Origin of the sequence: Micromonospora sp. DT47 (genome assembly GCF_049844475.1) — a bacterium.
GTDB lineage: Bacteria > Actinomycetota > Actinomycetes > Mycobacteriales > Micromonosporaceae > Micromonospora.
Genome location: NZ_JBNCLC010000002.1, coordinates 325272 through 341519, shown reverse-complemented (window position 1 = coordinate 341519; position 16248 = coordinate 325272). Strand labels below are relative to the sequence as shown.

The window sequence follows — 16248 nt, the reverse complement described above, 5'->3', positions numbered from 1 at the left end:
AAACTGTGGCAGCACATTATCAGATCAGCGGAACGACGTCGGCCGCCATTTCGGGGAGTGTGGAAACCGGCATCCGCACCGGCGCGCTGGCGGCCGGCGCCGCGCTGCCCGCGGTCCGGGCGCTCGCCGCCGAGCTGGCGGTCAGCCCGGCCACCGTCGCCCGCGCCTACCAGGAGCTGCGCCAGCGCGGCCTGGTCGCCACCGCGGGCCGGCACGGCACCCGGGTCCGACCCCGGCCGCCGGTCGCCGCCCACCGTTCCGCGCTGCACCCGCCGCCCGCCCCCGGCACCTGCGATCTCTCCCAGGGCCAACCCGACCCCCGGCTGCTGCCGCCGCTCGGCCCGCACCTGGCCGCGCTCGCCGCCGAGATCGGCCCACCCACCGGGTACGCCACGGCCGCCGTGCACCCGGCGCTCGCCGCGGCGGCGAGGGAACGGCTCGCCGCCGACGGCGTGCCGGCCACCGAGATCACCGTGACCGGGGGAGCGCTGGACGGCATCGAGCGACTGCTCGCCGCGCACCTGCGCCCCGGCGACGCGGTCGCGGTGGAGGACCCGGGCTGGGCCAACCTGCTCGACCTGGTCGCCGCCCTGGGGCTGCGCCCGATCGGGGTGCCGGTCGACGACGAGGGGCCCACCGAGGCCGGGGTGCGCGACGCCCTGGCCCTGGGTGCCAGGGCGCTGGTGGTGACCAGCCGCGCCCAGAACCCCACCGGCGCCGCCGTCACCGCCGACCGGGCCGGGGCGCTGCGGGCACTGCTCGCCGGCCGCCCCGACCTGCTGCTGATCGAGGACGACCACGCTGCCGAGCTGGCCCGGGTGCCGCTGCACCCGCTCGCCGGGGCGACCCCGGCGTGGGCCTTCGTCCGCTCGGTGAGCAAGCCCTACGGGCCCGACCTGCGGCTGGCGGTGCTGGCCGGCGACGAGGCGACGGTGGCCCGGGTCGCCGGCCGGGCCCGGGTCGGCGCCGGCTGGGTCTCCACCGTGCTGCAACGCCTCGTCCTGGCGCTCTGGCAGGACCCGGCCACCGCGGAGCTGGTGCAGCGGGCGGGGGAGAGCTACGAGCGGCGCCGGGACGAGCTGCTGGCCGCCCTGGCCGCCGGCGGCGTGCCCGCCCACGGCCGCACCGGGATCAACGTCTGGGTCCCGGTGCCGGGCGAGACCGTGGCGGTCACCGCGCTGCGCGACGCCGGCTGGTCGGTCGCCCCCGGCGCGCTCTACCGGATCGGCGCCGGCCCCGGCGTGCGGATCACCGTCAGCGCGCTCGACGAGGCGGACGTCGTACCGCTCGCCGACGCGGTGGCCCGGGCGCTGCGGCCCGCCACGCCGAGCGGGTTCACCGCCTGACCCCGCCGCTTGTGGAGGCGCATGGCCGCCCGCCGCGCGGGTAAGCGCGGCCCGGAGGTGGAGGCCATGGCGGCACCCGGATCGAAAAAAGGACTGTGGATAGCCATCGCGGTCGCGGTGATCGTGGTCGTGATCGTGCTGATCGTGCTCGCCGGCGGTGGCGGTGACGGCGGCGGGGGCGGCTACTGACGACGCCGGCCCGAGCAGTAGCGGCCGTGCCAACCCGGCACGGACGAGGCCGCGCCGCACCCGGCGCCGCCAGCGAATCCGGTATATAACAGTCGCCGGTATATAACAGTCGCCATGGCCGAGACCGACGACGCCCCCGGCGCCCAGCAGTTCATCCCGCCGCAGGCCGACACCCTGGACGCGCTGCGCGCCGCGGCCACCGGCTGCCAGGGGTGCGAGCTCTACCGTGACGCCTCGCAGACGGTCTTCGGCCGGGGCGACGAGACCGCCCGGGTGGTCCTCGTCGGTGAGCAGCCCGGCGACATGGAAGACCAGAAAGGCCTGCCCTTCGTCGGTCCGGCTGGCCGGCTGCTCCGCAAGGCGGTCGACGACGCCGGCATCGACCCGGGCCACATCTATCTGACAAATGCCGTAAAGCACTTCAGATTCGAGCTGCGCGGCAAGCGGCGCATCCACCAGAGCCCGGACCGGGTGCACATCACCGCCTGCCGGCCCTGGCTGGTCGCCGAGTTCGCCCAGCTCCGCCCCGAGGTGGTGGTGGTGCTCGGCGCGACCGCCGCCAAGGCGCTGCTCGGCCCGGCGTTCCGGGTCACCCGGCAGCGGGGCGAGCTGCTGCCCTGGCCGGCGTCCGCCCAGCACCCGGAGGATTTCGCCCGGGTGCCGGTGGACAGCGCGGGCAAGGTCGCCGACGCGCCCGCGGCCCAGCTGCTGGCCACCATCCACCCGTCCGCGGTGCTGCGCGCCGACGACCAGGACAAGGCGTACGGGGGACTGGTCGCCGACCTCACCGTCGCCGCCCGGGCCCTGGCCGCCTGACGGCCGCCCGTCCGGGCCGGAGCCGCGGACCGCGCGGGCGGCCGTCGACCCGGGTGCCGCCGGTGCGCTCAGGCCGGAGCGGTGATCTTCCCGTACACGTCCTTGGCGACGATCAGGCCGTCGCGGACCCGGTAGACGTCCAGCCCGCGCAGCACCGTGCCGTCCCCGGCCGGCGGCCACTGCCACTCGCAGAGCGCCCGCTCGCCGTCCGCCCACACCGCGCCGAGCACCGGCCCCTCACCGGGGCCGAGCTGGTCGGCGAAGGCGGCGGTCACCGCAGCCCGCCCCCGGACGGTGGCGGCCGGCCCGTCCCAGGCGTTCGGGCAGTACGTCACGTCCTCGGCCAGGCAGGCCGACACCTCGGCCAGGTCGCCGCGTTCCCAGGCGGCGTTGAACCGCTCGATCGATCCCCGTGCGTCCGTCACGCCCGGCACCGTAGCGGCCCGACCGCGCCCCTGTCGCCCCGACGCCGGCTGGAACGCCTGACCCCTGGGCAGGGCGGGTGAGCGGTGCCACACTGGCCGCCATGGAGCAGCATCTCTACGAACCCGTCCACGAGGAGTTCCGCGACCTGTGCCGGGCGTTCCTGACCCGCGAGGCCGTCCCGCACCACGAGCGCTGGGAGGCCGACGGGATCGTCGACCGGGAGGTCTGGCGCAAGGCCGGCGCGGCCGGGCTGCTCGGCATGGACGTCGACACCGAGTACGGCGGCGGCGGCCAGCGGGACTTCCGGTTCAACGCGGTGCTGGTGGAGGAGGTCGTCGCGTCCGGTTGCTCCGGGCTCGGCTTCGGCCTGCACAACGACGTGGTGGCGCCGTACCTCACCGAGCTGACCACCGACGACCAGCGCAAGCGCTGGCTGCCGGGCTTCTGCTCCGGGGACCTGGTCACCGCGATCGCGATGAGCGAGCCCGGCGCCGGCAGCGACCTGGCCGGGATCCGCACCAGCGCGGTCCGCGACGGTGACACGTACGTGCTCAACGGCCAGAAGACGTTCATCACCAACGGCGAGATGGCCGACCTGGTGGTGCTGGTCGTCCGGACCGCCCCGGACCAGGGCGCGCACGGGGTGAGCCTGGTCGCGGTGGAGACCGGCACCCCGGGGTTCACCCGGGGCCGGCGGCTGGCCAAGGTCGGGCTGAAGGCCAACGACACCGCCGAGCTCTTCTTCGACGACTGCCGGGTGTCGGCGGAGAACCTGATCGGCACCGAGAACCACGGCTTCTACCACCTGATGGCCAACCTGCCCCGGGAACGGCTCGGCATCGCGGTCGCCGCGGTGGCCGCGGCGGAGAAGCTGCTCGCGGTCACCCTCGACTACGCCCGCTCCCGGGAGGCGTTCGGCCGGCCGATCGGGAAGTTCCAGCACAACCGGTTCCTCCTGGCCGAGCTGGACACCGAGGTCACCATCGCACGGACGTTCGTCAACCACTGCGTCGCCGAGTTCAACGCCGGCCGGCTGTCGGTGACCGACGCGGCCAAGGCCAAGTGGTGGACCACCGAGCTGCAGAACAAGGTCGCCGACCGCTGCGTGCAGCTGCACGGCGGCTACGGCTTCATGCTGGAGTACCCGGTGGCGAAGGCCTGGCTGGACGGGCGGGTGCAGACCATCTACGGCGGCACCACCGAGATCATGAAGGAGATCATCGGGCGGGGGCTCGGCCTGTAGCAGAACCACGGTGTGGCCGGCGGGCCCGGTACGCAAGGATGGGACGGCGTCCCACCCCTTACCGCCGCAGGAGTCGCCGATGGCCACCGACCTCACCACCCCGGTCGCCGCCCCGCCCGACGTCGCGCGGATCCAGCGGCGGACGCTGCGGCTGCTCTTCACCACGCAGATCATCGGCGGGATCGGCGTCACCATCGGCATCGCCGTCGGGGCGCTGCTGGCCGCACGGATCGCCGGCACCGCGATGGCCGGGCTCGCGCAGAGCTGCGGCGTGGTCGGCGCGGCGTTGCTCGCCGTCCCGATCACCCGGATCATGACCGGGTACGGTCGCCGGCCGGGGCTCGCCGTCGCGTACGTGGTCGGGGCCCTCGGCGGGGTGCTCGTGGTGCTCGCCGCGGTGACCCGGTTCGTGCCGCTGCTCTTCCTCGGCATGCTGCTGTTCGGCGGGGGCACCGCGGCGAACCTGCAGGCCCGCTACACCGCGGTGGACCTTGCCGAGCCGGCCCGCCGGGGGCGGCAGCTTTCGCTGATCGTCTGGGCGACCACCATCGGCGCGGTGTCCGCGCCGAACTTCGCCGCGCTCGCCGACCGCACCACCCGAGGCTGGGGGCTGCCCCCGCTGGCCGGCCCGTTCGCGTTCAGCGCCGCCGCCTTCGTGCTCGCCGCCGGCGTACTCCTGGCGCTGTTGCGGCCCGACCCGCTGCTCACCGCGCGCCGGCTGGCGGCGGCCGGGGCGCCGACCGCCGCCGCCGGGCCGGACCTCACCCCACCGGCGGAGGCCGTCGTCCCGCCGGCGCCGCCGGCCCGGCGCGCCGCGGGGATGCGGGCGGCCCGCCAGGTGGTACGCGAGCGGCCGGGTGCCCGGCTCGGCATCGCGGCGGTGGCGGTGGGCCACCTGGTGATGGTCGCGGTGATGTCGATGACCCCGGTACGCCTCGGCGAGTCGCACTCCGACGCCGACGTGCTGCGGGTGGTCGGCGTGGTGCTCAGCCTGCACATCGCCGGCATGTACGCGCTCTCCCCGGTGGTGGGCTGGCTCACCGACCGGCTGGGGCGGCGCGCGGTGATCCTGGGCGGGGTCGGGCTGCTGCTGGCCGCGTGCGCGGTCGCCGGCACCGCCGGGCACCACACGCCCCGGCTCTCGGTCGGCCTGGTCCTGCTCGGGCTGGGCTGGTCGGGCACCATGGTGGCCGGCTCCACGTTGCTGTCGGAGTCGGTGCCGGCGGCCGTCCGGCCGAACGTCCAGGGCCTGTCCGACCTGGTCATGGGGCTGGCCGGGGCGGGGGCCGCCGCGGCCAGCGGGTTTGTCATGCGGGCGGTGGGTTATCCGACCCTGACCCTGCTGGCGGCGATCGCGGTGGCGCCCCTGGTGGCGCTAGCGTTGCGTCCGGTGCCGCCGACGGCACCCGACGAGGAGGACTGATCACGTGCGGCTGACCGACTTCTGGGCCCGGTTGGAGGAGGTGTTCGGCCCCGGCTACGCGGCCAGCATCGCCAGCGACCAGGTGCTCTCCCAGCTCGGCGGTCGGACCATCGAGCAGGCGCTGCGCTCGGGTGAGCAGACCCACGTGGTCTGGCGGGCGGTCTGCGCCGCCTACCCCGACCGGGTGCCCGCGCGACTGCGCTGAGCGGCCCGTTCGCCGGTTCCGCGTGTCGCTTGCCCGGTCGTACACCTGTTCGGCTATTGTCCACAGCGGGGCGCTCGTCCACAGCTCACGGCCCGTCGGCTGGTTTTCTGTCGGACCCAGCGCCTAGCGTGTCCCGCGTGACGCGAAGCTCAGGAAAGACGCCGGCGAAGGCAGGGGTGGCAAACATGGCCGCAGGGCCCGATCGGGAGAAGGCACTCGACCTTGCTCTCGCTCAGATCGACAAGCAGTTCGGCAAGGGCTCGGTGATGCGGCTGGGGGACCGGCCGGTCGTCCAGACCGCGGTCATCCCGACCGGCTCCATCGCGCTCGACGTGGCACTCGGCATTGGCGGCCTGCCTCGCGGCCGGGTGGTCGAGATCTACGGTCCCGAGTCCAGCGGTAAGACCACGGTCGCGCTGCACGCGGTCGCCAACGCCCAGCGAGCCGGGGGCATCGCCGCGTTCATCGACGCCGAGCACGCGCTCGACCCGGAGTACGCGAAGGCCCTCGGCGTCGACACCGACGCGATGCTGGTCTCCCAGCCGGACACCGGCGAGCAGGCGCTGGAGATCGCGGACATGCTGATCCGCTCCGGCGCGCTGGACGTCGTCGTGATCGACTCGGTTGCCGCGCTGGTCCCCCGGGCCGAGATCGAGGGCGAGATGGGCGACAGCCACGTGGGCCTCCAGGCCCGGCTGATGAGCCAGGCGCTGCGGAAGATCACCGGTGTGCTCAGCAACACCGGCACCACGGCGATCTTCATCAACCAGCTCCGCGAGAAGATCGGCGTGATGTTCGGCAGCCCCGAGACCACCACCGGTGGCCGGGCGCTGAAGTTCTACGCCTCCGTCCGGCTGGACGTCCGGCGGATCGAGAGCCTCAAGGACGGCACCGACGTGGTCGGTAACCGGACCCGGGTCAAGGTCGTGAAGAACAAGGTCGCCGCGCCGTTCAAGCAGGCCGAGTTCGACATCATGTACGGCAAGGGCATCTCCCGCGAGGGCTCGCTGATCGACGTCGGCGTGGAGCAGGCGATCATCCGCAAGTCCGGCGCCTGGTACACCTACGACGGCGACCAGCTGGGGCAGGGCAAGGAGAAGGCCCGGGAGTTCCTCAAGGAGAACCCGGACGTGGCCGCCGAGATCGAGAAGAAGATCCTGGAGAAGCTCGGCGTCGGGGTTGGCGCGGGCGACGCCGCCGGTGGCCCGGAGCTGCCGCCGGTCGACTTCTGACCGGTCGCCGGCTAAGTGGCAGGACGACGAGCCCGCACGGGGCGCGGCTGGGACGCCAGCCCACCCCGTGCGGGCGATGACGGCACCACCGCGCCCCGACCCCGGCGAGGAGGTCGCCGCGGCGGTTCCGACGAGCCCGATCCCGAGGCGGCCCCAACACCCCCACGCGACGAGGCCGAGCTGGCCCGGGAGATCTGCCTGCGGCAGCTGGCGGTCCGCCCGCGGACCCGGGCCGAGCTGGCCGGCGCGCTGGCCAAGAAGGGCATCTCCGACGAGGTGTCGGCCGAGGTGCTCGACCGGTACGACGAGGTCGGCATCATCGATGACGCCGCCTTCGCCCGCGCCTGGGTCTCCAGTCGGCACGCCGGTCGAGGGCTGGCCCGCCGGGCGCTCGCCAACGAGCTGCGCCAGCGCGGCGTCGACGGCGAGGTGGCCAGCGAGGCGCTCGGCGAGCTGGACGAGGAGACCGAGGCGGAGACCGCGCGTGCCCTGGTGGAGCGGAAGCTGCGTACCACCCGGGGTGAGCCGGACGCCGTGTTCCGTCGGCTGGTCGGGATGCTGGCCCGCAAGGGCTACCCGCCGGGGGTGGCGATCCGTGCGGTGAAGGACGCGCTCGCCGCGCAGAGCGCCGAGGCGGCAGAGTTCGCCGACCAGATCGACGCCGACGCCCTTGCCGACGCCGAGGGCGAGCTCGACCGCGACAACCGGGGGGTCGGGTGAGCCGCCGTCGTGGCGGTCCCCGGTCCGTCCCGGTGATGATGACCCGGTGCTGAAGGCCTGTCTCAACGGTGGTCCCCGCCGGGACGAGCACCCCGCCGTCCCGGTCACCCCGGCGGAACTGGCTGCCGACACGGCCCGCTGCGCCGACCTCGGCGTGGCGGCGGTGCACCTGCATCCCCGGGACGCGGCCGGCGTCGAGTCGCTGGACCCGGCGGTGATCGCCGACGCGGTGACGGCGCTACGGGCCGCCCGGTCGGGGCTGCCGGTCGGGGTGAGCACCGGGGCCTGGATCGAGCCGGACCCGGGCGCCCGGGTCGCGGCCGTACGCGCCTGGTCGGTGCTGCCCGACTTCGCCTCGGTCAACGCGCACGAGGAGGGCGCCGAGGCGGTCGCCGCAGCGGTGCACGAGCGGGGCGTCCTGGTCGAGGCCGGCCTCTGGACGGTGGACGCGGTCCAGACCTGGCGACGCTGGCGGGTGCCGGTCGGGCGGATCCTGGTCGAGTGCACCCCCGACGACCCGGCGGCGGCGCTGGCGGACGCGCTGGCGATGCTCGCCGCCCTCGCCGCCTTCGCCCCGGACGGCCCGCCGGTGCTGCTGCACGGCGAGGGTCGGGCGGCCTGGCCGGTGCTCACCGAGGCGGTACGCCGTGGCCTGGACACCCGGATCGGCCTGGAGGACACCCGGCACCTCCCGGACGCCGGCTTGGCCCCGGACAACGCCGCTCTCGTCGCCTCCGCCGTCGCCCTCGGCGCCGCCTGACCCGTCGCCCGCCCTTCCTTGATCGACATGGTGACCGCGAGCGCCGCCCCGCACGCGTCCCACAGGACGTGGTCGTCTCCTGGATGGTCGTGGGTTCGTCCCGTGTCGGAGGCCACTGCGTCCCGAGGCCGGGGGGTGACCTCGGCACGGCGGCGGTGCTGAGCAGGTCCGGAAGGCGGCTCACCACCCGGTGGCTCGGACTGTTTGTCCGTTCCTGTCCGGCATGCCGTCACCAACGGGTGACGACCCAACTTCTCTCCGTTCGGGGGGTTTGATCATGAGTTCTTGACCGAACGGCCCCCGGCGACCTAGCCTCGCCATACAGGCTCAATTTGCCCGACCAGCGCAGGCTAAGCGCACAACATAGATCGCGTAACAGAACAGCATCACTTTGGCCAGCTCCACCGGCCTTTGACGGCAGCTCCGGACAGCCGGTCCGGAGCCGGTCCGACAACTGCACCCGGCTGTCGGCGATGCCCCGCGGAGGGCACCGCCGACGGAGAGCTACCCCCAAAATGGCCAGCCGCTCGGTCGGGCATCCAGAGCCGCAGAGGTTCGTGCCCGCGGCACGGTCCCTTGCGGCGTCGACGTTCAGGGGGAGGCGGCCATGGCGGGGCGGCACAGGGACCGAGGGTCCGCAGGGAGTGTCGGCAGGCGCGGGTCCGCCGCCAGCGCGCGGCAGCCCGCGCCCGCCGGCCGGCGCACTGGAGCGTCGGCATGAGCGCCTTCGACGTGGTGCTGCTGGTGGCGGTGCTGCTCCTCGCCGTGGTCGTCGTGGGCGCCGTGCTGTTCGGCGTCCGGGCGCTGCGCCGCTTCGGTACGGCTCCGGCTCCGGCGGACCCGGCCTTCATCGCCGAGAAGGACCGCCAGGAGCAGTCCCTGGCCGCGCTGCGTACCGCCGCCGACGAGGCGAACAGCACCATCGACGTGGCGAAGTCCGCCGCGTCGGCGGCCCGGGCCGAGGCGGCCGCCGCCAAGGCCGAGGCGAAGGCGGCCCGCGCCGAGGCCCGCCGGGTGCTCGACGACACCCGCGCCGAGGCCGACACCGTCCTGGAGCGTGCCCACAAGCAGGCCGAGGCCGACGCCGAGCAGCTGCGGGCGACCGCCCGGCGCAGCGGTGAGCGGGAGGTCGCGGTGCTCGCCGCGACGACCCGGGAACAGGCCGCCGAGGTGGAACGCCGGGCCGCCCGGATGGACGAGCGGGAGCGGCTGCACACCGAGGAGGTCGAGCGCCTCGCCGAACGCGACCGGCAGCTGACCGCGGCCCGCGCGGCGCTGTCCGAGCGGGAGGCGGCGCTGTCCGAGCGGGAGGCCGCGCTGACCCTCGCCGAGGAGCAGCGCCGCCGCGAGCTGGAGCGGGTCGCCGGGCTCACCGCCGAGACCGCCCGGGCCGAGCTGATCGAGGCGATCGAGACCCAGGCGAAGCGGGAGGCGGCGCTGCTGGTGCGGGACATCGAGTCCGACGCCCGCAACACCGCCGACCAGCGCGCCCGGCACATCGTGGTGGACGCCATCCAGCGGGTGGCCAGCGAGCAGACCGCGGAGAGCGTGGTCAGCGTCCTGCACCTGCCCGGGGACGAGATGAAGGGGCGGATCATCGGCCGGGAGGGGCGCAACATCCGCGCCTTCGAGTCGGTGACCGGGGTGAACCTGATCATCGACGACACGCCGGAGGCGGTGCTGCTCTCCTGCTTCGACCCGGTCCGCCGGGAGGTCGGCCGGCTCACCCTGGAGAAGCTGGTCCTCGACGGCCGGATCCATCCGCACCGGATCGAGGAGGTGTACGACCTGGCCCGCGAGGAGGTGGCGGAGCTCTGTCACCGGGCCGCCGAGGACGCTCTGGTCGAGGTCGGCATCACCGAGATCCACCCCGAGCTGGTCACCCTGCTCGGCCGGCTGCGCTACCGGACGTCGTACGGGCAGAACGTGCTCAAGCACCTGGTGGAGACCGCGCACATCGCCGGGATCATGGCCGCCGAGCTGCGGCTGGACGTGCCCACCATCAAGCGGTCGGCGTTCCTGCACGACATCGGCAAGGCGCTCACCCACGAGGTGGAGGGCAGCCACGCGATCATCGGCGCCGACCTGGCCCGCAAGTACGGCGAGAGCGAGGACGTGGTGCACGCCATCGAGGCGCACCACAACGAGGTGCCGCCGCAGACCATCGAGGCGGTGCTCACCCAGGCCTCCGACGCCTGCTCGGGCGGCCGGCCGGGGGCCCGGCGGGAGAGCCTCGAGGCGTACGTCAAGCGGCTGGAGCGGATCGAGGAGATCGCCGCCGGCAAGCTCGGCGTGGAGAAGGTCTTCGCCATGCAGGCGGGCCGGGAGATCCGGGTGATGGTCAAGCCCGACGACGTCGACGATATCGGCGCGGCGGTGCTGGCCCGGGACGTGGCCAAGCAGATCGAGGAGGAGCTGACCTACCCGGGTCAGATCCGGGTGACCGTGGTCCGCGAGTCCCGGGTCACCGAGATCGCCCGCTGATCGCGACACGGAAAGGGCCGGCCCGCCTGGGCCGGCCCTTTCGTCGTACGTCAGGGGTCAGATGCCGCCGGTGCCCTCGGCCTGCGACATGAGGGCCGCCGGCGGCGGGTTCTGCGCCGGGGTGCCGGCGGTCTTGCGACCGCGGGCGAGCCGGCGCTGGATGTACTGCGCCAGCTTCGACAGCGAGTAGTTCACCGCGATGAACAGCACCGCGATCACGACGTAGACCTGGATCGGGTTGCCCAGTACGCCGATGATCTGCTTGCCGATGTTCAGGGTCTCCTCGTAGCTGATGATGAAGCCCAGCGAGGTGTCCTTGAGCACCACGACCAGCTGGCTGATCAGCGCCGGCAGCATGATCCGGAAGGCCTGCGGCAGCAGGATCATCCGGGTGGTCTGCGCGGGGGAGAGCCCGATGGCGGCGGCGGCCTCCGCCTGCCCGCCGGGCAGGCCTTCCATGCCGGAGCGGAGGATCTCGGCGATGACCACGGAGTTGTAGACGGTCAGGCCGATCACCAGGTACCAGAGGTTGTCGAACGAGACGCCGAACTCGGGGAAGCCGCGGGCCACGAAGAAGATGGTGATCACGACGGGCAGGCCGCGGAACACCTCGACGCAGACCCGGGTGACCGCCGACAGCAGCACGCTCAGCCCGCGCAGCAGGTACGCCAGCGGCGTCGCCAGCCCGGTGAACCGACGCCGGGCCAGGCTCTTGAGCTGGATCCGCAGCACGGCCAGCAGGGTGCCGACCACCAGCGAGGCGACGATGGCCAGCGCGGCGGCGGTGAGCGTGTTCTTGAAGCCGAGGCCGATCCGGTCCCACACCAGGGAGAAGTTCTCGTTGGAGGGGTCGACCAGCGGCCCCCAGAGCTCCATCGAGAACTGGCCCTTGTCGTCCAGCGGCTGGTAGATCAGGAAGTACGCCCCGAGGAGCAGGACCACCCCGGCGACCAGGCTGCTGATCAGGGTGATCCGCCGCTGGCGGGGGCCGGGGACGTCGTAGAGGACGCTGGTCTGCTGACTCATCGGGCCACCGCCTGTCGCTTCTCGATCCGGTCCAGCAGGGCGCCGAGCGGCACGGTCATGATCAGGTAGCCGATCGAGATGCCGATGGCGACCGGGATGAAGGCGTAGCCCTCGGCTCCGGTGAGCTGGTCGGCCGTGGCCGACAGATCGCCGACGACCCCGAAGAAGCCGGCCAGCGCCGAGTTCTTGATCATCGCGATGATGACCGAGCCGAGCGGCACCACCGAGGCCTTCCAGGACTGCGGCAGGACCACGTAGCGCAGGTTCTGGCCGAAGGTGAGACCGATGGAGCGCGCGGCCTCGGCCTGCCCGGCCGGCACCGCGTTCACGCCGGAGCGCAGCGCCTCACAGACGAACGCCGCGGTGTAGAGCACCAGGGCGATCAGCGCGAAGCGGAAGTACGGCAGGTCGGTGCCGAGCCGGGTGAAGAGCGCGTCCACGCCGGGGATGCGCAGGAAGTCGGCGTTGGAGCCGAGCGCCGGCAGGCCGAAGGCGGCGAAGAACATCACCACGGTCAGCGGCATGTTGCGGAAGACGTTCACGTAGCCGGTGCCAACGGCGCGCAGCGGCGGCACCGGGGAGATCCGGAGCACCGCCACGACGGCGCCCAGGATCAGGGCGCCGATCGCGGCGAGCACGCAGATCTGGAGGGTGAGCCAGAAACCGCCCGCAAAGACGTCGAACTTGTCGATGAGCACATTCACGGGTCGGTGTTCCTCCCCACCCTCCAGATCGAAGGATCAGATCAGTAGCGGTTGATGGTCGGGGCGCTGCCCAGCTCCGCGCCGAACTTGCCGGCGGTGTCGTCCCAGGCCTTCTTCCAGCTGCCGTCGGCGATCGCCTTCTCCAGCGTGTCGTTGATGAAGGTGCGGAACGCGGTGTCGTCCTTCTTCACCCCGATGCCGTACGGCTCCTTGGTGAAGTTGTCGCCGGCGAGCTTGAACGAGGCCTCGTCCTTGGCGATGTAGCCGAGCAGGATCACGTTGTCCGTGGTGACGGCGTTGACCTGGCCGCTCTTGAGGGCGTCACGGCACTTGTCGTAGGTGTCGAAGAGCACCAGCTGGGAGCCGACGTCCTTGACGTACTCCTTGATCTTCTCGGCCGGGGTCGAGCCGGTGACCGAGCAGACCTTCTTGGTGCCGTCCTTGAACGAGTCCGGGCCGGTGATGGTGGTGTCGTCCTTCTTCACCAGGATGTTCTGGCCGGCCTCGTAGTACGGCCCGGCGAAGGCGATCCGCTCCTTGCGCTTGTCGTTGATCGTGTAGGTCGCGGCGACCAGGTCGACGCTGCCGTCGATGATCTTGTCCTCACGGACCTTCGACGGGGTCTCCACGAACTCGATCTTGTCCTCGGGGATGCCGAGTTCCTTGACGAGGATCTTCGCGATCTCGACGTCGAAGCCCTCCGGCTTACCCGACAGGCCCTTCTGGCCGAAGCCCGGCTGGTCGAACTTCGTGCCGATCTTGATCTTCTGGGCCTTGTTGAGCTTCTCCATCGTGCTGCCGGCGGCGAAGGACTTGCTGCCGGCGCCGGTGCCCTCCTCGGCGTCGCCGCCACAGGCGGCCAGGCCGAGCGCCAGGGTGGCGGCCGCCGCGAGGGCCGCTACACGCTTCATACGCATACTGATCTCCTTCTTGGACGGAGCCCGCCGGGACGCGGCGCGCTCCACGTACGGACGCCTAGTGCGTGAGGATCTTGGAGAGGAAGTCCTTGGCCCGCTCGCTGCGGGGGTTCGCGAAAAACTCGGTCGGCGGCGCGTCCTCGACGAGCTGCCCGTCGGCCATGAAGATGACCCGGTTGGCGGCGTGCCGGGCGAAGCCCATCTCGTGGGTCACCACGACCATGGTCATGCCCTCCCGGGCCAGCGACGTCATCACGTCCAGCACCTCGCCGACCATCTCCGGGTCGAGCGCGCTGGTCGGCTCGTCGAAGAGCATCGCCTTGGGCTGCATGGCCAGCGCGCGGGCGATCGCCGCCCGCTGCTGCTGGCCGCCGGAGAGCTGGGCCGGGTACTTGTCGGCCTGGTTGGCGATGCCGACCCGGTCGAGCAGGGCCAGGCCGCGCTCGCGGGCGGCGGCCGGCTTCTCCTTGCGGACCTTCACCGGCCCGAGGGTGACGTTCTCCAGGATGGTCTTGTGCGCGAAGAGGTTGAACGACTGGAAGACCATGCCGACTTCGCTGCGCAGCTTGGCCAGCGCCTTCCCCTCGGCCGGCAGCGGCTGGCCGTCGAAGGTGATGGTGCCGGAGTTGATCGGCTCGAGGCGGTTGATCGCCCGGCAGAGCGTCGACTTGCCGGAGCCCGAGGGGCCGATCACCACGACGACCTCGCCCTTGCCGACGGAGAGTGACACGTCGTCGAGCACGTGCAGGGGGCCGAACCACTTGTTGACCCCGTCCAGCACGATGAGCGGTTCGCCCGTCGTCACGTCGTCCACCGTCCCTGTCGTCGGTCCCGGAAGCGGGGTCGGTCGACCCCCGGTTGGGCAACTGTAGGCGGGGCGACGTGGCGGAACGCAACTCGGTTGGTCACGGAGCGGTAACACCGGTCCCGAACGTCGTCGGGAGTCCGAATTCCGGCACATCCCGGGCGCTCCGAGTAGCGGCGGCGACGTTTCGTGGAGATCATATGGGGATGACCGACCGGGTCCGGCTGACCGATCACGCCCGTGGTGGCGGCTGCGCCTGCAAGATTCCGCCGGGCGAGTTGGAGGCGATGGTCGCCGGGCTGGGCCCGGCCACCGGCACCGTCGACCTGCTGGTCGGGCTGGAGAACGGCGACGACGCCGCGGTGGTCCGGCTGGACGAGCGGACCGGGCTGGTGACCACCGCGGACTTCTTCACCCCGGTGGTCGACGACGCGTACGACTGGGGCCGGATCGCCGCCGCCAACGCGCTCTCCGACATCTACGCGATGGGCGGCACCCCGCTGGTCGCGCTCAACCTGCTCTGCTGGCCGCGCGAGACGCTACCGCTGGAGCTGGCCCGCGAGGTGCTGCGCGGCGGCCAGGACGTCGCCCGGGGGGCCGGCTGCCACCTCGCCGGCGGACACAGCGTCGACGACGACGGCCCGAAGTACGGCCTGGCGGTCACCGGGGTGGTCCGCCCCGAGGAGCTGATCACCCTGGACGCCGGGCGCGCCGGGTTGCCGCTGTCGCTGACCAAGCCGCTCGGTGTCGGGGTGCTGAACACCCGGCACAAGGCCACCGGCGAGGTCTTCGCCGAGGCGGTCGCCTCGATGGCCGCGCTGAACCGGGACGCCGCCCGGGCGGCGGTCGCCGCCGGCATCCGCTGCGGCACCGACGTCACCGGCTTCGGGCTGCTCGGGCACGCCAGCAAGCTGGCCCGGGCCAGCCGGCTCACGGTCGCCCTCGACCCGGCCCGGGTGCCGTACCTGGCGGGCGCGCGGGAGGCGGTCGGCGACGGGTACGTCAGCGGCGGCACCCGCCGTAACCTGGACTGGGTGACGCCGTGGACGGACTTCGGATCGACCGGGGAGGCGGACCGGCTGCTGCTGGCCGACGCCCAGACCTCCGGCGGGCTGCTGGTGGCCGGCGAGGTGCCCGGCGGCACGGTGATCGGTGAGCTGCTGCCCCGGGGCGAGCACCTGGTCGTGGCGCGCTGACAGGCGCCACGCGACCGGCCCAGCTCTCGCCGAATCGGCACCATACCCGATAAACTGTCATCTTCCCGCTACTCGGAGCAACGGTGCCCGAGTATTTATGCCCGGAATTGGTCACAGACCGGTAACTTGCCCCCGGCTGAGGTCATATGCACCCCACCATCGTCAGTAAGGCCCGATCCGGAGGCCGGTGGGACGAACGCAGCGAGGAGGCGGCGTGACCGAGCTGTGGAACTGGAGAATCGACCGGGTGGCCCCCGTGGAGGTCTACCCGGCGCTGGCCGAGGCGCTCGGCCGGGTGGTGATGCCCCTCGCCGTCGCCGATCCGGCCCGGCTGCCCACGTACGCGGTGATCTGCGACGTCTGGGAGGCGCCGGGGGAGTTCGGCACGATGGTCGACTGCTACGGGGTGCCCGAGCGGCTCAACGAGCGGCGCAGCATCGCGGCGCTGGCCCGGCTGCTCGACCGCAACTGCCTGCTGACCGACGACACCCTCGACGCCGGCCGGCACCTGCTGGTCGCCCCGGACGGCACCATCCGTCCGGTGCACTTCGACGTCACCGAGACCGACGACGGTGAGGTGCTCGGCAACCAGCGGCTCTGCACCCAGGCGCACCCCGGCTGCCGGGGCTGGTCCCGGTGCCACCGCTCCCGGTGGGCCCCCGACTCGGTGAACCCGGCGCTGGCCGCGGCCTGACCGACCCACGCACGGCCGCGCCGGCCGGGTCGTGCCCCGGCCGGGCCGCCCCGCCGGTCCGG

The 16248-nt window shown here is 72.9% G+C and carries 17 protein-coding genes; 12 read left to right on the top strand and 5 right to left on the bottom strand.

Translation table 11 applies throughout. From position 1 onward, the window contains the following. Positions 1–5 precede the first annotated feature (5 nt). The 3 genes from ACLQ2U_RS04205 to ACLQ2U_RS04195 all read left to right on the top strand — a co-directional run bounded on the left by ACLQ2U_RS04205 (position 6) and on the right by ACLQ2U_RS04195 (position 2351). Positions 6–1346, top strand: a complete 1341-nt coding sequence (locus tag ACLQ2U_RS04205) for an aminotransferase class I/II-fold pyridoxal phosphate-dependent enzyme (RefSeq protein WP_425749182.1) — start codon at positions 6–8, stop codon at positions 1344–1346. Between the two features lie 66 nt (positions 1347–1412). Continuing rightward, positions 1413–1535 (top strand): hypothetical protein, encoded by a 123-nt coding sequence (locus ACLQ2U_RS04200; RefSeq protein WP_425749181.1) that lies wholly within the window; start codon positions 1413–1415, stop codon positions 1533–1535. A gap of 114 nt (positions 1536–1649) precedes the next feature. After that, positions 1650–2351, top strand: coding sequence for a UdgX family uracil-DNA binding protein (locus ACLQ2U_RS04195; protein WP_425749180.1), 702 nt, complete (start codon positions 1650–1652; stop codon positions 2349–2351). Between the two features lie 68 nt (positions 2352–2419). On the opposite strand, the gene ACLQ2U_RS04190 is transcribed toward ACLQ2U_RS04195, so the two are convergent. After that, the gene (locus tag ACLQ2U_RS04190; RefSeq protein WP_425749179.1) at positions 2420–2776 is read right to left on the bottom strand and encodes a nuclear transport factor 2 family protein; all 357 of its coding nucleotides are present in this window, start codon (positions 2774–2776) and stop codon (positions 2420–2422) included. 101 nt (positions 2777–2877) lie between these two features. On the opposite strand from ACLQ2U_RS04190, the gene ACLQ2U_RS04185 reads away from it, so the two are divergent. From ACLQ2U_RS04185 to rny, 7 genes are all read left to right on the top strand, one after another. Continuing rightward, on the top strand, positions 2878–4020 hold the full coding sequence (locus ACLQ2U_RS04185) for an acyl-CoA dehydrogenase family protein (RefSeq protein WP_425749178.1): 1143 nt from the start codon (positions 2878–2880) through the stop codon (positions 4018–4020). A gap of 79 nt (positions 4021–4099) precedes the next feature. Further along, complete coding sequence (locus tag ACLQ2U_RS04180) at positions 4100–5443, top strand: MFS transporter (protein ID WP_425749177.1); 1344 nt, start codon at positions 4100–4102, stop codon at positions 5441–5443. Between the two features lie 4 nt (positions 5444–5447). Continuing rightward, positions 5448–5648: a DUF3046 domain-containing protein gene (locus ACLQ2U_RS04175; protein ID WP_425749176.1), complete on the top strand. Its 201-nt coding sequence runs from the start codon at positions 5448–5450 to the stop codon at positions 5646–5648. A 185-nt stretch (positions 5649–5833) separates the two neighbouring features. Next, positions 5834–6880 carry a recombinase RecA gene (gene recA, locus ACLQ2U_RS04170; RefSeq protein WP_425749175.1) on the top strand — a complete coding sequence of 349 codons (1047 nt, stop codon included), beginning with the start codon at positions 5834–5836 and terminating at the stop codon, positions 6878–6880. Positions 6881–6895: 15 nt separating this feature from the next. Next, positions 6896–7600, top strand: a complete 705-nt coding sequence (locus tag ACLQ2U_RS04165; protein ID WP_425749174.1) for a regulatory protein RecX — start codon at positions 6896–6898, stop codon at positions 7598–7600. Positions 7601–7646: 46 nt separating this feature from the next. Continuing rightward, entirely contained in the window at positions 7647–8360 is a 714-nt protein-coding gene (locus ACLQ2U_RS04160) for a 3-keto-5-aminohexanoate cleavage protein (protein WP_425749173.1), read from the top strand. A 717-nt stretch (positions 8361–9077) separates the two neighbouring features. Further along, entirely contained in the window at positions 9078–10844 is a 1767-nt protein-coding gene (rny, locus tag ACLQ2U_RS04155; protein ID WP_425749172.1) for a ribonuclease Y, read from the top strand. A gap of 57 nt (positions 10845–10901) precedes the next feature. Here the strand turns inward: rny and ACLQ2U_RS04150 are convergent, their stop codons facing one another. From ACLQ2U_RS04150 to ACLQ2U_RS04135, 4 genes are read right to left on the bottom strand one after another with little or no spacing between them, the layout of a single operon-like run. After that, positions 10902–11870, bottom strand: a complete 969-nt coding sequence (locus tag ACLQ2U_RS04150) for an amino acid ABC transporter permease (protein WP_425749171.1) — start codon at positions 11868–11870, stop codon at positions 10902–10904. Further along, positions 11867–12574 carry an amino acid ABC transporter permease gene (locus tag ACLQ2U_RS04145; protein ID WP_089010536.1) on the bottom strand — a complete coding sequence of 236 codons (708 nt, stop codon included), beginning with the start codon at positions 12572–12574 and terminating at the stop codon, positions 11867–11869. The genes ACLQ2U_RS04150 and ACLQ2U_RS04145 overlap by 4 nt, the downstream gene beginning before the upstream one ends. Positions 12575–12615: 41 nt before the next feature. Then, positions 12616–13491: a glutamate ABC transporter substrate-binding protein gene (locus tag ACLQ2U_RS04140; RefSeq protein WP_425749170.1), complete on the bottom strand. Its 876-nt coding sequence runs from the start codon at positions 13489–13491 to the stop codon at positions 12616–12618. A gap of 58 nt (positions 13492–13549) precedes the next feature. Further along, positions 13550–14305 carry an amino acid ABC transporter ATP-binding protein gene (locus ACLQ2U_RS04135; protein ID WP_425749169.1) on the bottom strand — a complete coding sequence of 252 codons (756 nt, stop codon included), beginning with the start codon at positions 14303–14305 and terminating at the stop codon, positions 13550–13552. A gap of 197 nt (positions 14306–14502) precedes the next feature. On the opposite strand from ACLQ2U_RS04135, the gene selD reads away from it, so the two are divergent. Beyond that, on the top strand, positions 14503–15492 hold the full coding sequence (gene selD / locus ACLQ2U_RS04130; protein WP_425749168.1) for a selenide, water dikinase SelD: 990 nt from the start codon (positions 14503–14505) through the stop codon (positions 15490–15492). A gap of 214 nt (positions 15493–15706) precedes the next feature. Beyond that, positions 15707–16186, top strand: coding sequence for a hypothetical protein (locus tag ACLQ2U_RS04125; protein ID WP_425749167.1), 480 nt, complete (start codon positions 15707–15709; stop codon positions 16184–16186). Positions 16187–16248 lie beyond the last annotated feature (62 nt).

What these genes read in the sequence shown, in the direction of transcription:
- ACLQ2U_RS04200 (WP_425749181.1), top strand. Translation starts at nt 1,413, where the DNA reads ATGGCGGCACCCGGATCGAAAAAAGGACTGTGGATAGCCATCGCGGTC.
- rny (WP_425749172.1), top strand. Translation starts at nt 9,078, where the DNA reads ATGAGCGCCTTCGACGTGGTGCTGCTGGTGGCGGTGCTGCTCCTCGCC.
- ACLQ2U_RS04180 (WP_425749177.1), top strand. Translation starts at nt 4,100, where the DNA reads ATGGCCACCGACCTCACCACCCCGGTCGCCGCCCCGCCCGACGTCGCG.
- ACLQ2U_RS04185 (WP_425749178.1), top strand. Translation starts at nt 2,878, where the DNA reads ATGGAGCAGCATCTCTACGAACCCGTCCACGAGGAGTTCCGCGACCTG.
- ACLQ2U_RS04195 (WP_425749180.1), top strand. Translation starts at nt 1,650, where the DNA reads ATGGCCGAGACCGACGACGCCCCCGGCGCCCAGCAGTTCATCCCGCCG.
- selD (WP_425749168.1), top strand. Translation starts at nt 14,503, where the DNA reads ATGACCGACCGGGTCCGGCTGACCGATCACGCCCGTGGTGGCGGCTGC.
- ACLQ2U_RS04140 (WP_425749170.1), bottom strand. Translation starts at nt 13,491, where the DNA reads ATGCGTATGAAGCGTGTAGCGGCCCTCGCGGCGGCCGCCACCCTGGCG.
- recA (WP_425749175.1), top strand. Translation starts at nt 5,834, where the DNA reads ATGGCCGCAGGGCCCGATCGGGAGAAGGCACTCGACCTTGCTCTCGCT.
- ACLQ2U_RS04150 (WP_425749171.1), bottom strand. Translation starts at nt 11,870, where the DNA reads ATGAGTCAGCAGACCAGCGTCCTCTACGACGTCCCCGGCCCCCGCCAG.